Source organism: Rhodococcus sp. K11/5, assembly GCF_055193735.1.
The window spans coordinates 277111-290614 of the sequence record NZ_CM143721.1; the positions used below are offsets into that span (position 1 = coordinate 277111).

General features: G+C 67.9%; 10 protein-coding genes and 1 tRNA gene. 6 read left to right on the forward strand and 5 right to left on the reverse strand.

The window, feature by feature from the left end:
* Positions 1 to 2: 2 nt before the first annotated feature.
* Complete coding sequence (locus tag ACY466_RS01315; RefSeq protein WP_463249185.1) at positions 3 to 1148, reverse strand: hypothetical protein; 1146 nt, start codon at positions 1146 to 1148, stop codon at positions 3 to 5.
* A gap of 322 nt (positions 1149 to 1470) precedes the next feature.
* Here ACY466_RS01315 and ACY466_RS01320 point away from each other — a divergent pair, with 322 nt between their 5' ends.
* The 5 genes from ACY466_RS01320 to ACY466_RS01340 all read left to right on the forward strand — a co-directional run bounded on the left by ACY466_RS01320 (position 1471) and on the right by ACY466_RS01340 (position 7538).
* A complete protein-coding gene (locus ACY466_RS01320) occupies positions 1471 to 2994 on the forward strand; it encodes a catalase (protein ID WP_463249188.1) in 1524 nt (507 codons plus the stop codon).
* A gap of 183 nt (positions 2995 to 3177) precedes the next feature.
* Entirely contained in the window at positions 3178 to 5019 is a 1842-nt protein-coding gene (locus tag ACY466_RS01325) for a glycoside hydrolase family 15 protein (RefSeq protein ID WP_463249191.1), read from the forward strand.
* A 36-nt stretch (positions 5020 to 5055) separates the two neighbouring features.
* Positions 5056 to 5856: an SDR family NAD(P)-dependent oxidoreductase gene (locus ACY466_RS01330; RefSeq protein WP_463249192.1), complete on the forward strand. Its 801-nt coding sequence runs from the start codon at positions 5056 to 5058 to the stop codon at positions 5854 to 5856.
* Between the two features lie 28 nt (positions 5857 to 5884).
* Positions 5885 to 6862 (forward strand): LLM class F420-dependent oxidoreductase, encoded by a 978-nt coding sequence (locus ACY466_RS01335; RefSeq protein WP_463249194.1) that lies wholly within the window; start codon positions 5885 to 5887, stop codon positions 6860 to 6862.
* 43 nt (positions 6863 to 6905) lie between these two features.
* Positions 6906 to 7538, forward strand: a complete 633-nt coding sequence (locus ACY466_RS01340; protein WP_463249196.1) for a nucleoside/nucleotide kinase family protein — start codon at positions 6906 to 6908, stop codon at positions 7536 to 7538.
* A gap of 137 nt (positions 7539 to 7675) precedes the next feature.
* Here the strand turns inward: ACY466_RS01340 and ACY466_RS01345 are convergent, their stop codons facing one another.
* The 3 genes from ACY466_RS01345 to ACY466_RS01355 all read right to left on the reverse strand — a co-directional run bounded on the left by ACY466_RS01345 (position 7676) and on the right by ACY466_RS01355 (position 10341).
* Positions 7676 to 9196, reverse strand: a complete 1521-nt coding sequence (locus tag ACY466_RS01345; RefSeq protein WP_463249197.1) for a TPM domain-containing protein — start codon at positions 9194 to 9196, stop codon at positions 7676 to 7678.
* Positions 9197 to 9276: 80 nt separating this feature from the next.
* Positions 9277 to 9350: transfer RNA gene (locus ACY466_RS01350), tRNA-Pro, on the reverse strand.
* A 37-nt stretch (positions 9351 to 9387) separates the two neighbouring features.
* Positions 9388 to 10341, reverse strand: a complete 954-nt coding sequence (locus ACY466_RS01355; RefSeq protein WP_463252100.1) for a metallophosphoesterase — start codon at positions 10339 to 10341, stop codon at positions 9388 to 9390.
* A gap of 69 nt (positions 10342 to 10410) precedes the next feature.
* On the opposite strand from ACY466_RS01355, the gene ACY466_RS01360 reads away from it, so the two are divergent.
* Positions 10411 to 10884 (forward strand): GatB/YqeY domain-containing protein, encoded by a 474-nt coding sequence (locus tag ACY466_RS01360; protein ID WP_463249199.1) that lies wholly within the window; start codon positions 10411 to 10413, stop codon positions 10882 to 10884.
* 2 nt (positions 10885 to 10886) lie between these two features.
* Here ACY466_RS01360 and ACY466_RS01365 read toward each other — a convergent pair whose 3' ends face one another.
* A complete protein-coding gene (locus tag ACY466_RS01365; protein WP_463249201.1) occupies positions 10887 to 13253 on the reverse strand; it encodes a penicillin-binding protein in 2367 nt (788 codons plus the stop codon).
* Positions 13254 to 13504 lie beyond the last annotated feature (251 nt).

The following is a 13504-nucleotide window of genomic DNA, read 5'->3' on the forward strand; positions in this document are numbered from 1 at the left end:
ACTCAGAGGTCGGGTGTGATCGATCCGAGGAGCCCGGTCGTCCACACGGCCGAGTTGTCGGATCCGGCCGGATCGCCGATGGGAACCAGCCCGTTGACGGTGACCTGCCCGCCGGTGAGCCCGCGCCCGAAGTTCGGGGGCAGCGTGAAACCGCACGACTGCTGCATCGACCCCGGGGCCTCGGCGAGTTCGAGCCGACGGCATTGCCCGGTGGAGGTCGCGGTGAGGGCCGGGGTCACACCCTCGTGCGTGATGGTCAGGCTCGCGGGGAAGTCCGGGCCGCCGGGTAGCTGGTAGCACACCGTGGCGGTGGCGACGGCCGTCTCGGACGGTTCGGGGTCGACGGTGCCGGTGGCGGCGTCGACCCCGGTGGGGTGCAGGGCGGTGGTGCGCACCCCGCCGGGGCAGGCCGCGGTGGCACCGGTGGAGGACGAGTTCACCTCGCGGGTCACGCTGTACTTCACCGAGCCGGTGGGCTGCGGGGTACCGGGCTTCGGTGCATCGACCGGCGCGTCGGCCTCGCCCGTCGTGTACATCGTCCACACGGAGCCGGTGCGCCCGTCGGGCAGTCTCGCCGGGTTGACGACCGAATTGCTGGTCGCCACTCCGCCGGTGACTCCGCTGTCGTTCGGATCGAGGCGAAGCACACAGTCGACGGCGCCGCGGCCGGGTTCGCCGATGTAGAACTCGATGCCGCACGGACCGTTCATCGTCACCTCACCCAGCCCCGGGGCGGTCATCCGGCCCCACTGACCGAGAAAGGCCTGGCCGTCGAGCGCCGGGACGTTGCAGACGTAGATGGGGCCCACGTCGTTCGCGGTGGGATCGGTCAGGAACCCGGTGCTCGAGCTGGAGTCGAAGGTGTACAGCCGGGCGTCGAGCCGTTCGACCACGGTGAGGGAACGGGGAGGGCCGCCCCAGTGCTCGGCGCAGCCGGCGTTGTCGGCGTCGGTCGGCCGAAGACCGCTGTCGACCGTGCGGAAGACGGAGAACCGTCCGGGTCCGTCGTCGATCGATCCGAGCACGGTGGCGGGAGCGACGGGCGCGGCCTGCGCGGTCGCCGGCAGCAGCGCCGCGGCGGCGGCGGTCACCGTGAACACGAGCGTGGCCCGACGAACGAGCGTACGAACAGTGGATCGACGACGCATGACGATGTTCCCCCCGGAAACGGTCCGAGCCGACCACGGAAGCGTCGGCGCGGACACAGAGTGGCACATCTTCGCGACCGCTGCGACCGGCTTGTCGGTGCACCACAATGCGGTAATTGTCCGGTTGGGACACCGCACGACGCTTCGGCTTTTCTTGACACAGTCCAGATTAGTGGCAGACTCGGATCATCGCGTCACGGTCTTCGGATCGGCCCGATGTGTGCGTTGTCCCGATTCTGGGCAACCCCAGCACATCGAGGTCGACGACTGCACCCCAGCAGCACCCGAGAGACCCGTGACGCCGAGGAGGCAGATTCACACCATGACCCAGCCGAGGCCCACCACCAACAACGCCGGCGTTCCGGTCCCCAGCGACGAGTTCTCGCTCACCGCGGGCACGCAGGGCCCGATCCTGCTGCACGATCACTACCTCATCGAGAAGATGGCGCAGTTCAACCGCGAGCGGGTTCCCGAGCGCGTCGTTCATGCCAAGGGCGCGGGCGCGTTCGGCACGTTCGAGGTCACCGGTGACATCTCGAAGTACACCAAGGCCGCGGTGTTGCAGCCGGGTGCCAAGACCGACATGCTGGCCCGCTTCTCCACCGTGGCCGGCGAGCAGGGAAGTCCCGACACCTGGCGTGACCCGCGCGGATTCTCGCTGAAGTTCTACACGACCGAGGGCAACTGGGACATGGTCGGCAACAACACGCCGATCTTCTTCGTCAAGGATCCCCTCAAGTTCCAGGACTTCATCCGCAGCCAGAAGCGCATGCCGGATTCCGGTCTGCGTGACAACAACATGCAGTGGGATTTCTGGACGCTCTCGCCCGAGTCCGCTCACCAGGTGACCTGGCTCATGGGTGACCGCGGAATCCCGAAGTCGTTCCGCCACATGGACGGTTTCGGTTCGCACACCTACCAGCTCATCGCCGCCGACGGCACCAAGAGCTGGGTGAAGTTCCACTTCAAGACCGACCAGGGCATCGAGTTCCTGACCCAGGAGAAGGCCGACGAGTTGGCCGGCACGTCGCCGGATCACCACCGGCAGGACCTGTTCGGGTCGATCAAGAACGGTGACTTCCCGTCCTGGACCCTCAAGGTCCAGATCATGCCGTACGACGACGCGGAGACCTACGACTACAACCCGTTCGACCTCACCAAGGTCTGGTCCCAGAAGGACTACCCGTTGATCGAGGTCGGCAAGATGACGCTGAACCGCAACCCGGAGAACTTCCACGCGCAGATCGAGCAGAGCTCGTTCGAGCCGTCGAACCTGGTTCCCGGAATCGGCGCCAGCCCGGACAAGATGCTGCTCGGCCGCATCTTCAGCTACGCGGACGCGCACCGCTACCGCATCGGCGCCAACTACGCGCAGCTGCCGGTCAACCGGGCGAAGTCGGAGATCAACTCCTACTCCAAGGAGGGGGCGATGAACTACCACTTCAACAGCCCCGAGACCCCGGTCTACGCCCCGAACTCGTACGGTGGCCCCGCTGCCGACAGCAACCGGTACGGCGACGACGGCGCCTGGGACTTCGAACCCCGCTTCGTGCGCACCGGCTACGTCCAGCATCCCAAGGACGGGGACTTCGGCCAGGCCGGTGACCTGGTCCGCGAGGTCATGGACGACGCACAGCGCGAGCGTCTGGTCGGCAACATCGTCGGCCACGCCCTCAACGGCGTGTCCGAGGACGTGCTGCAGCGTGTGTTCCAGTACTGGACGAACGTCGACGCCGAGATCGGCGCGAAGGTCGAGGAGGGTGTTCGCGCGGGTCAGGGCGACACCGCCCCCACCACCGGTGCCGGTGCGGTCGACGACCCGGCCGACGAGGCCGCTCGCGTCTAGTTCCGCCGCAGGACCGTAGAACCGCAGAAACGCAGAAACGCCGATGCCGCGCCCGAGATCTTCCGGGCGCGGCATCGGCGCGTGCGGTGACGGTGGTCTCGGCGGGATCGGGCGCCGTTTGTCGAGCTCGGGGTACGGGTAGCCGTCCGGGGTGAGTCATTCCCCCGCGATCGTGTTCTCGGCATGAGAACAGACGGCTATACCGGCATCGAGAACTACGCCGCCATCGGCGACGGCCGGACGGTGGCGCTGGTCGCCAACGACGGCCGCATCGACTGGTTACCGATACCCAATCTCGATTCCCCGCCGGTGTTCGCCGCGATCCTCGACGCCGAGGCCGGCGGCTTCATCACGATGAATCCCGCCGCGGACTTCACCACCACGCGGCAGTACAGCGAGGGCACCAACGTGCTCATCACGACCTTCACGACGGACACGGGCGTCGTTCGGGTGACCGATTCGCTCAATACCGGTGTCGCGGGCCGACTTCCGTGGACCGAGCTCGCCCGCCGGGTCGAGGGAGTGTCCGGGACCGTCGACATGGAGTGGTCGGTGGAACCCGGTACGGCTCTGGGCACGGCCTCACCGTGGGCGTACGACACGGTCCACGGCACGGTCCTGCGCATCGACGGCGTCACCCTCGGTGTGCGCACTCTGAACGCCGACGACGTCGACAAGCGTGATCGCAGCATCGGCGGCCGCTTCACCACCAGCCCGCAGTCGCGCTCGCTGATCGGCGTCGTGGGTACCGAGGTCGAGCCGCTGTTCCTTCCGGTGCCGGAGGAAGTCGACGCGGGCATCGACCGCACCATCGCCAACTGGCAGACCTGGTCGACGGTCTTCAACTACGACGGGCCGTGGAGCGACGAGGTGCACCGCAGCGCGCTGGCGCTGAAGTTGTTGCTGTTCAGTCCCGCCGGGTCGATCGCCGCCGCGGCCACCACCTCGCTGCCGGAGCGGTGGGCGGGCGGAAAGAACTGGGACTACCGGTACGCCTGGGTCCGCGACACCGCCTACACCCTCAAGGCCCTCATCCGGTTCGGTCTGCGCGAGGAAGTGCACGCCGCCGTCGCCTGGCTGCTGCGCGTGGTGCGCGCGAACGATCAACTGACCCAGGTGTTCTACACCCTCGGCGGCGAAATTCCCGGCGGCAGCACGGTGGCGGACGTGCCCGGTTGGCGCGGTATCGGACCGGTCGTCAACGGCAACGACGCCGCAACCCAGTTGCAGCAGGGCATCTTCGGCGATCTGTTCGACATCGTCTCCCTCTACGTCGACGCCGGCAACATCCTCGACGCCCCCACCGGTCGCCTTCTCGCCGAGATTGCCGACACCACCTGCGACATCTGGCGTAGCCGCGACGCCGGGCTGTGGGAACTGCCCGACGAGCAGCACTACACGTCGTCCAAGATGGGGTGCTGGCAGGCTCTGGACCGCGCCGTGCACCTCGCGGAGCAGGGACAGATTCCCGGCGTCGCCGATCGGTGGAAGGTCGAGCGGGACGGCATCGCCGAGTGGATCGAGACCCACTGCTGGTCCGAGGACCGTCAGGCCTACGTCTGGTACCCCGGATCCACCGAACTGGACGCCTCCGTACTCCTGCACGCAGGAAGTCCGTGCACGGACGACGACCGGATGTCGTCCACCATCGACGCTCTGCGCTCGGAATTGGGATCGGGTGATCACCTGTATCGCTACTCGGGCATGCAGATGGTGGAGGGCACGTTCGTGGCGTGCTCGTTCTGGGTGGTCTCCGCTCTCACCGCCGTCGGTCGCGAGGACGAGGCCCGCGACATCATGGATCGGCTCGTCACCACGGGCAACGATGTCGGACTGTTCGCCGAGATGATCGATCCCACCAGGGAATCCGACTCCGGCACCGAGACGCACCTGGGGAACTTCCCGCAGGGATTGAGTCATCTCGCCCTGATCAACGCGGCGCTGACCCTGGCGTCGGGTCACGACCGAACGTCCGCCCACCCCACCTCGTCCGACGACCTGTCGGACGATCGCACCTCAGCGTGACCGTGCGGTCGCGCACTCGAACATCGGAGTAACGCAATGGATCTCGGAATCACCGGCAAGAAGGCCGTCATCACCGGCGCCGACTCGGGCATCGGCTGGTGCACCGCACAGATGCTCCTCGACGAGGGCGTGCACGTGGTCGTCAGCGACCTCGACGAGGACTCGCTGAACGAGGCCGCGGGCAAGCTCGACGCGAAGACCGGCTCGGTCACCGCGATCGCCGCCGACGTCACCGACCCCGCGGCCGTGGACACGCTGCACACCAAGGCCGTCGAGGCGCTCGGCGGTGTCGACATCCTGGTGAACAGCGCGGGAGTGACCGGCGCCCAGGGCATGTTCGACGAGATCGACGACGAGGGGTGGTCGAAGACCATCGAGATCGATCTCCTGGGACCGGTGCGCGTGGTGCGCGCGTTCCTGCCCGATCTTCGTGCCACGGGATGGGCGCGGGTGGTTCTCCTCGCCTCCGAGGACGCCGAGCAGCCGTACATCGACGAGCTGCCGTACTGCGCCGCCAAGGCCGGAATTCTGTCCCTGGTGAAGGGTCTGTCCAAGACCTACGCCTCGGAAGGCGTTCTGGTGAACGCGGTCTCGCCCGCCTTCATCCACACCCCCATGACCGACGCGATGATGGACAAGCGGGCCGAGTCGCGGGGCACCGACCGTGACGAGGCCATCGAGAGCTTCCTGAAGGAAGATCGCCCGTTCATGGAGCTCGGTCGCCGCGGAACTCCCGAGGAGGTCGCGTCCGTCATCACGTTCCTGTGCTCGGATCGCGCCAGCTTCGTCAACGGATCGAACTACCGGGTCGACTCCGGCTCGGTCGCCACCATCTAGTTCCAGCCCAGCCCGGAAGGCACACAGCATGACTCGTTTCGGATACACCCTGATGACCGAGCAGAGCGGCCCCAAGCAGCTCGTGAACTACGCCGTGCAGGCCGAGGCGGTGGGGTTCGACTTCGAGGTGTCGAGCGATCACTACTCGCCGTGGTTGTCCTCGCAGGGGCACGCGTCGTACGCGTGGTCGATGCTCGGCGCGGTCGCGCACGCCACCAGCACCGTCGACCTGTACACGTACGTGACGTGCCCCATCATCCGGTACCACCCGGCGGTCGTCGCGCAGAAGGCGGCGACGATGCAGATCCTCGCCGACGGTCGCTTCACCCTCGGTCTCGGCACCGGAGAGAACCTCAACGAGCACGTCGTCGGCGAAGGATGGCCCTCGGTGGCCAAGCGTCAGGACATGTTCGAGGAAGCCGTCACGATCATCCGCGAGCTCCAGTCCGGCGACCTGATCACGTGGGAGGGCAAGCACTTCCGGGTCGACTCCGCTCGGCTGTGGGACGTTCCCGAGACACCGCTCGAGATCGGCATCGCCGTGTCCGGTGAGAAGTCGATCGCCCGTTTCGCCCCGCTCGGCGATCACCTCATCGCCACGGAGCCGAAGGCGGATCTGGTGCAGGGGTGGGACGACGCCCGTGCGAGCAGCGGCGGCGCCCCGTCGAAGAAGATCGGACAGATCCCCATCTGCTGGGGACCCGATCGCGATGCGGCCGTCGCCACCGCCCGTGATCAGTTCCGCTGGTTCGCCGGCGGCTGGGCCGTCAACGCGGACCTGCCGACGACGGCCGGTTTCGCCGGAGCCACGCAGTTCGTCCGCGAGGAGGACGTGGCCGAGACCATCGCCTGCGGACCGGATCTCGACGCGATCGTGGAGAAGGTGCGTCCCTACTGGGAGGCCGGCTTCACCGACGTCGCGCTCGTGCAGGTCGGCGACGCGTCGCAGGAGCAGTTCCTCGCCGAGGCAGCGGGGCCGCTGCTCGAGAAGCTGCGGTCGGCGTAGTGCCGCGCCCGTGCGCCGTGAGCGCATCGCTCGAGGCGCACGGGTGAGCACGATCGCCGAGACGGTCGGGCGGTTCGCCGCCGAACTGCGCGTGGATCTCGACACGCGCCGCGTCATCGGCATCACCGGTCCACCCGGAGCGGGCAAGTCCACGTTCTGCGCGCTGCTGGCCGACGCGCTCGCGCCCGACGCCGTGGTGGTGGGAATGGACGGATTTCACCTCGCGGACGAGGAACTCGACCGCCTGGGGCGTCGGGAACGCAAGGGTGCGCCGGACACGTTCGACGTCGCCGGATACGTGAACCTGCTGGATCGTCTGCGGACCCACACGGAGGAAGTGGTGTACGCCCCGCGGTTCCGACGCGACATCGAGGCGGCCGAAGCCGGAGCGATCGCCGTCCCGCACATCACCCCCATCGTGCTGACCGAGGGCAACTACCTGCTGCTCGACGAGCCGGGCTGGGACCAGGTGCGCAGCCACCTCGACGCGGTCTGGTATCTCGATGTGCCGGCCGACGTGCGCGTGGAGCGGTTGATCTCACGGCACCGCGAGAACGGTCGATCGGCACCCGACGCCGAGGCATGGGTCCACACGGTGGACATGGCGAACGCCGATCTGGTGGCGTCGTGCGCGGAGCGGGCGGATCAGATCATCGCCGTTCCGGACGAGAGGTAGATCCGCACGGGTTGTCGAACGTTCGCACCGACCGCAGCATGCAGCAAGGGGTGCGGAGCGATGGAAGGTGTGCGGATCGCCGCGCACCGACACCGGCCGCGCACCGACACCGGCCGCGCACCGACACCGGTAGCGCGTCACGTACTCCCCGCGGCGCCTCCACCTCCCGTGCTGCCACCGGAGACGGTGCCGCCGGAACTGCTGTTCGTGGCGGTGAAGATCGTGGAGAACATCACCCAGTTCAGCACGGTCGCATCCGCTCCGGTGGGAGAGGTGAAGGCGCGCAACGGAGTACCGCTCGACGGATCCGTGGCCTTCTCCAGCTGTTTCCGGTACGCCCCGCCCAGCCCGAGCGCCACGATGTCCGGCAACGCATCGTCCAGATCGACCGGATCGGACTCGTCCTTCGCCGCCTCCTTCAGCCCGTCTCGGTACGCCTCCCAGGGGCGCGCCGCGTCCCGGCCGGCGACGGAGAACCGCGAGTACATGGCCGAGCACAGAACGCCGGTCACGAGAAGCGCGAAACCGAGTACGGCCGTGACCACCATGAGCGGCGCGCCCGAGGCCGCGACGATGCCGCCGCCCACCATGGCGACACCGCCCAGGATGCCGAGTATCGCCATCGTCGCTCGCGGCGCCGCCGTGCCCTCGGCCAGCCATCCGTCGGCGCGCATCCGCGCGTCCACGACGTTCTTCGTCGCGCCGGTCCCGGCCGCGACCTTCGTCAGCCCCGCGCTGTCCACCACACCGTCCTCGGCGTGTTCGGTGAGCGTGTCCCACACCGATCGCTGGATCTCTCCGCGCACCTTGCTCTCGTCGAGGAGGCGAACGCGCACGGCCTTGTCCTCCGGTTCGAGGGCCAGTGCGTCGGCGGCCGCGAGCGAGAGCACCGTCGCCGGCATCGCACCGGCCACGAAGGTGCGGTGGACGAGGGTGGTGCCGATCGCGGCGTCGGTGCGGTGGTCCGGGCGATGGATCGTCGGGGACTGCTTGGACACCGTGGGCGTCGCGCGCCTGCGGAAGATCACCGCCACGGCGCCGAGACCGACGAGCATCGTGACCACCCCCGCCCACGGCAGCCACGTCGAGCCGGGACCGGCCGCGAACTCGTCGACGGCGGTCACCGGCGGGCCGTTCACGATCGACGATTCCAGCCGGTCGATGCCGGCGGTCAGGCTGCCCGCGACATCACCGTCGCGCAGCGGCGGGATCAGCGCGTCGTCGACGATCGCTTCCTGCTCGTCCCCGGGGACGTTGCCCTGGTCGAAGGTGGTGCCGACGAAGATTCCGGCGCGGGCCTCGTCGTCGGTGCCGGGTTCCCGGTTGATCAGGATGGCGCCGGCGGTGTCCGGGTCGATGCCGGCGGCCGTCGCCCACTGCCCGTGCAGGGACTCGACCTGCTCGAGCGTGTCGTCCGAATCGGCGTCGAGGTCGCGGACGTAGGCCACCACGTCGGCGCCGGTGTCGGTGTTCAGCGCCGCGAGACGTCGTTCCAGAGCGTCGGTCTCGGCGGCGTCGAGGGAGTCGCCGGTGGTGTCGTACACCCGTTGGTCGGCGGTCAGCCCCTCGAACGTCGCCGGGGGACCGTCGGAGCAACCGGCCAGGCCGAGCACCGCCGTCGACGCGAGCAGGACGAGAAAGATCCGAGAGCGAACCATACGAACATGGTAGGTACGGAAAGAGAAAAACCCTGGACCGGCATCCCGGTCCAGGGTCTCTTTCGTGTCTCAACCACGAGTCGGGGTGGCGGGATTCGAACCCACGACCTCTTCGTCCCGAACGAAGCGCGCTACCAAGCTGCGCCACACCCCGTGATGACGAACTGCCCTCCCGGGCAGCGATCCTTACTCTATCGTACGGATGCTTCGGAACGCGAAACGCCCTGATCGGAGGCGCGCGGGGGCTTGCCGGTGGTGGGGACCAGCGTGAGCAGGGTGGCCTCGGGCCGGCAGCAGAAGCGGTACGGCGCGTACGGGGACGTGCCGAGTCCGGCCGAGACGTGCAACCGGGTGTGCGCTCCCCACCGCGACGCACCCTTGACGCGGGAGCGGTCGAGCTCGCAGTTGGTGACCAGCGCACCGTAGAACGGCAGGCACATCTGTCCGCCGTGGGTGTGCCCGGCGAGCACCAGATCGTATCCGTCGTCCGCGAACCGGTCGAGAACGCGAGGTTCGGGGGAGTGGGTGATGCCGATGCTGACGTCGGCCACCGGATTCGGGGCTCCGGCGATGGTCTCGTACCGGTCGCGCAACAGATGCGGATCGTCGACGCCGGCGGTGGCGATGCGCACACCGCCCACCTCCAGCTCGCGACGGGTGTGGGTGACGTCCAGCCAGCCTCGCTCGGAGAACGCGGCGCGCAGGTCCTGCCACGGAAGCGGCTCGCCGTGCACCTTCTCGTGATTCTTCGAGAAGTACTTCAGCGGGTTCTTGGCGACCGGTGCGAAGTAGTCGTTGGATCCGAACACGAAGAGTCCGGGCCGGGCCAGCAGCGCGTCGAGCGACTGCACGACGGCGGGCACGGAACGCTGGTGGGACAGATTGTCACCGGTGTTCACCACCAGGTCCGGCTCCAGCCGATCGAGCTCGCGTACCCAGTTCTGCTTGAGTCGCTGGTTCGGCATCATGTGCAGATCGCTCACGTGCAGCACCCGCAACGTGGACGAACCGGGGGCCAGCACCGGCAGCGTCGCCTCCCGGAGGGCGAACGCGTTCCGTTCGATGGTGGTGGCGTAGGTGATGCCGGCGAGGGCCGAACCGGCGGCGGCGGCCGCGACTCTTCCCGGAGTCAGCGACGAACTCACCGAGGCGATCGCGGACGTGACTGAGGACGCAGATTTGCCGGACACCCTCACGACGATACCGTTTTCGGCATGACCGAGAACTCAGACATGGAAAAGCGCCTGCGGGCCGACCTCACCGCGTCGATGAAGGCGAAGGACAAGCTCCGGACGGGAACGCTGCGCATGCTGCTCGCAGCGGTGCAGACCGAGCGGGTCTCCGGCAAGGCCGCACACGACCTCACCGACGACGACGTGGTGAAGGTTCTGGCCAAGGAATCCAAGAAGCGCGGCGAGTCCGCCGAGATCTACACCCAGAACGGTCGTGGGGAACTGGCCGCGAACGAGCGGGCCGAGGCGCAGATCATCGACGAGTACCTGCCGACCCCGCTCACCGACGCGGAACTGGCCGACGTGGCCGACACCGCGATCGCGCAGGTCGCCGAGGAGATCGGCGAACGCCCCGCGATGCGGCAGATGGGCCAGGTCATGAAGGCGGCCACGACGATCGCCGCCGGGCGGGCCGACGGCACGCGGATCTCCGCGGCCGTCAAGGCCCGCCTCTAGCTCTAGTTCGGCGGCGCGGTCAGCCCGGGTATCGCCGGAAGGGTGATACCCGGGGGCAATTCGGGGAGCTGGATCTGCGGCGTCGGTGCCGGCGCATTCCGTACCGATCCGTCACTGATGAAGATCGTGACGGTGGATCCGGGGATCGCGGATCCACCCGGTGACGTGCTCACCACGGTTCCGCGGGTCTGGGACGACGCGGTGTCGCGGACCTGGACGCGGAACCCGGCGGCCTGGATCTGCGAGGTCGCGGAGTTCTGGTTCAGGCCGATCACGTCGGGAACCTGGCCGTTGGCCGAACCCCGCACGTAGCGAGGATCCTCCGGCGGCAGCGTGATGTCTCCGAAGTCCGTCGCGATGGGCGAGATGGCGTCGAACCAGGTCCGAGCGGGCTCGTTGCCGCCGAACAGGTTGCCGGAACTGCAGGAACGCAGCGGGAACGAGCAGATCTCGCTGGGCGTCGGCGAATCACCGTAGGTGTAGGCCGCAGCGGCGTACCGGTTGGTGAATCCGAGGAAGCCCGACGACCGGTTGGACTCGGTGGTTCCGGTCTTGCCGGACATCGGCAGCGTCCACCCGACGGTCGACGCGGCGGCGGCGGAGGTGCCGCCGGCCTGGTCGTCCTTGCTCATCGCGACGGACAGCGTGTTGGCGAGCCCGGGCTCGACGACCTGCTCGCACGCCTGCTGCGTGATGGGGATCTGCTTTCCCTCACGGTCGAAGACGCTGTCGATGGGGGTCGGCGGGCACCACACCCCACCCGACGCGAGCGTCGCGGCCACGTTGGAGAGCTCGAGCGGGTTCACGTACGTCGGGCCCAGCGTGAACGATCCGAGGCTGGCTTCCTTCTGGAAGTCCGCGAGGGACTGGTCCGTGCCGTTGCCGGCGGAGCCGGGCTGCGCGTAGGAGCGCAGTCCGAGGCGAACCGACATGTCGACGACGGGAGCGACGCCCACGGACTCGATCATCTGGATGAACGTGGTGTTGGGGGACTGGGCGAGCGCGTCGGAGACCGACAGCTGCGGCGGGTAGTTGCCCGCGTTGGTCACGCAGTACGTCTGCGGCGGGCAGCCCCGCGCGCCGCCGTCACCGAGTCCACGGACCTCGACGCGGTTGGGTACCTGCAGCACTGCGTTGGTGCCGAGCCCCTGCTCCATGGCCGCCGCAGTGGTGAAGACCTTGAAGATCGAGCCCGCGCCGCTGCCCACCAGGGAATACGGCTGAGGCTGGACGGTTTCGTTCGCCTCGCCGTCCAGGCCGTACTGGCGGCTCGATCCCATCGCGAGGATGCGGTGCGAGTCCTGACCGGGCTGGACGACGTTCATGACCGTGGCGACACCGTCGACGTCGGGATTGGAATTGCCGACGAGTGCGGCGTCCGTGGAGTCCTGGACACGGGGGTCGAGGGTGGTGCGGATGAGGTAACCGCCCTCGTCGATCTGTTCCTTGCTGATGCCCGCCTCGGCGAGGTACTCCAGGGCGTAGTCGCAGAAGAAGCCGCGGTCACCGGCCGAGATGCAGCCTCGGGGCAGCGAGTTCGGTTCCGGCAGAACGCCCAGGGGCTCGGCCTTCGCCGCGGCGATCTCCTCGGCGCGCTCGGGGATGTTCTCGATCATCGTGTCGAGGACGACGTTGCGACGAGCGGTGACGCCTTCCTCGTTGGTGTACGGGTTCAGCGCCGAGCTGGACTGCACCATGCCCGCGAGCATCGCGGATTGCGTCAGGTTCAGCTCACTGGCGTCGATGCCGAAGTAGGTCTGGGCGGCGTCCTGGATTCCGTACGACGAGTTACCGAACGGCACCAGGTTCAGGTAGCGGGTGAGGATCTCGTCCTTGGTCAGTCGCTGATCCAGGGTGAGGGCCATGCGGATCTCTCGGATCTTGCGAGCCGGGGTCGTCTCGATCGCAGCGCGTCGCTCCGCGTCCGTCTTGGCGACGACGAGCAGTTGGTAGTTCTTCACGTACTGCTGATCGAGCGTCGACGCACCCTGCTCCACCTGACCGCTGGTGGTGTTGGTGAGGAACGCGCGCACGGTGCCCTGCCAGTCGACGCCGTCGTGCTCGGCGAATCGTCGATCCTCGATGGAGACGATGGCCAGCTTCATCTCGTTGGAGATCTGCTCGCTCGGCACCTCGAACCGTCGCTGCTCGTACAGCCAGGCGATGGGGTTACCGGCGGCGTCCACCATCGTGGAGACGGCGGGGACGGTGCCCTCCACCAGTTCGGCCGAGACGTTGTCCACGGTGTCCGCGGCGCGGTTGGAGGCGTAGCCGAATCCACCGGCGAGCGGAAACATCACTCCGGCGAGCAGGGCTCCGGCGAGCGCGGAGCAGCCGGCGAGTTTGGCGACAGTTTTGGCGAACGACACGTTTACAGACTACGTGGCGCGGTCGGTGTGGCCGCAGATGTGGAACTCGGTGCGGAGATCCCCCGCCGACAGGCCTCTGAACTGGGAAAACGCCGATCACCGCACGGTCGTACCAGAAATCGGGGGTCCCGCCTTGCTTCGTTCGGGGCCTTTCCCCTACATTGAACGAGACGATGTGATTCAGCTAACAATCACTTCGGTTAGTGGGGCGCTCCTCAGCTCGGTGTGCACGTCGTACGCCGGTCGGAGGT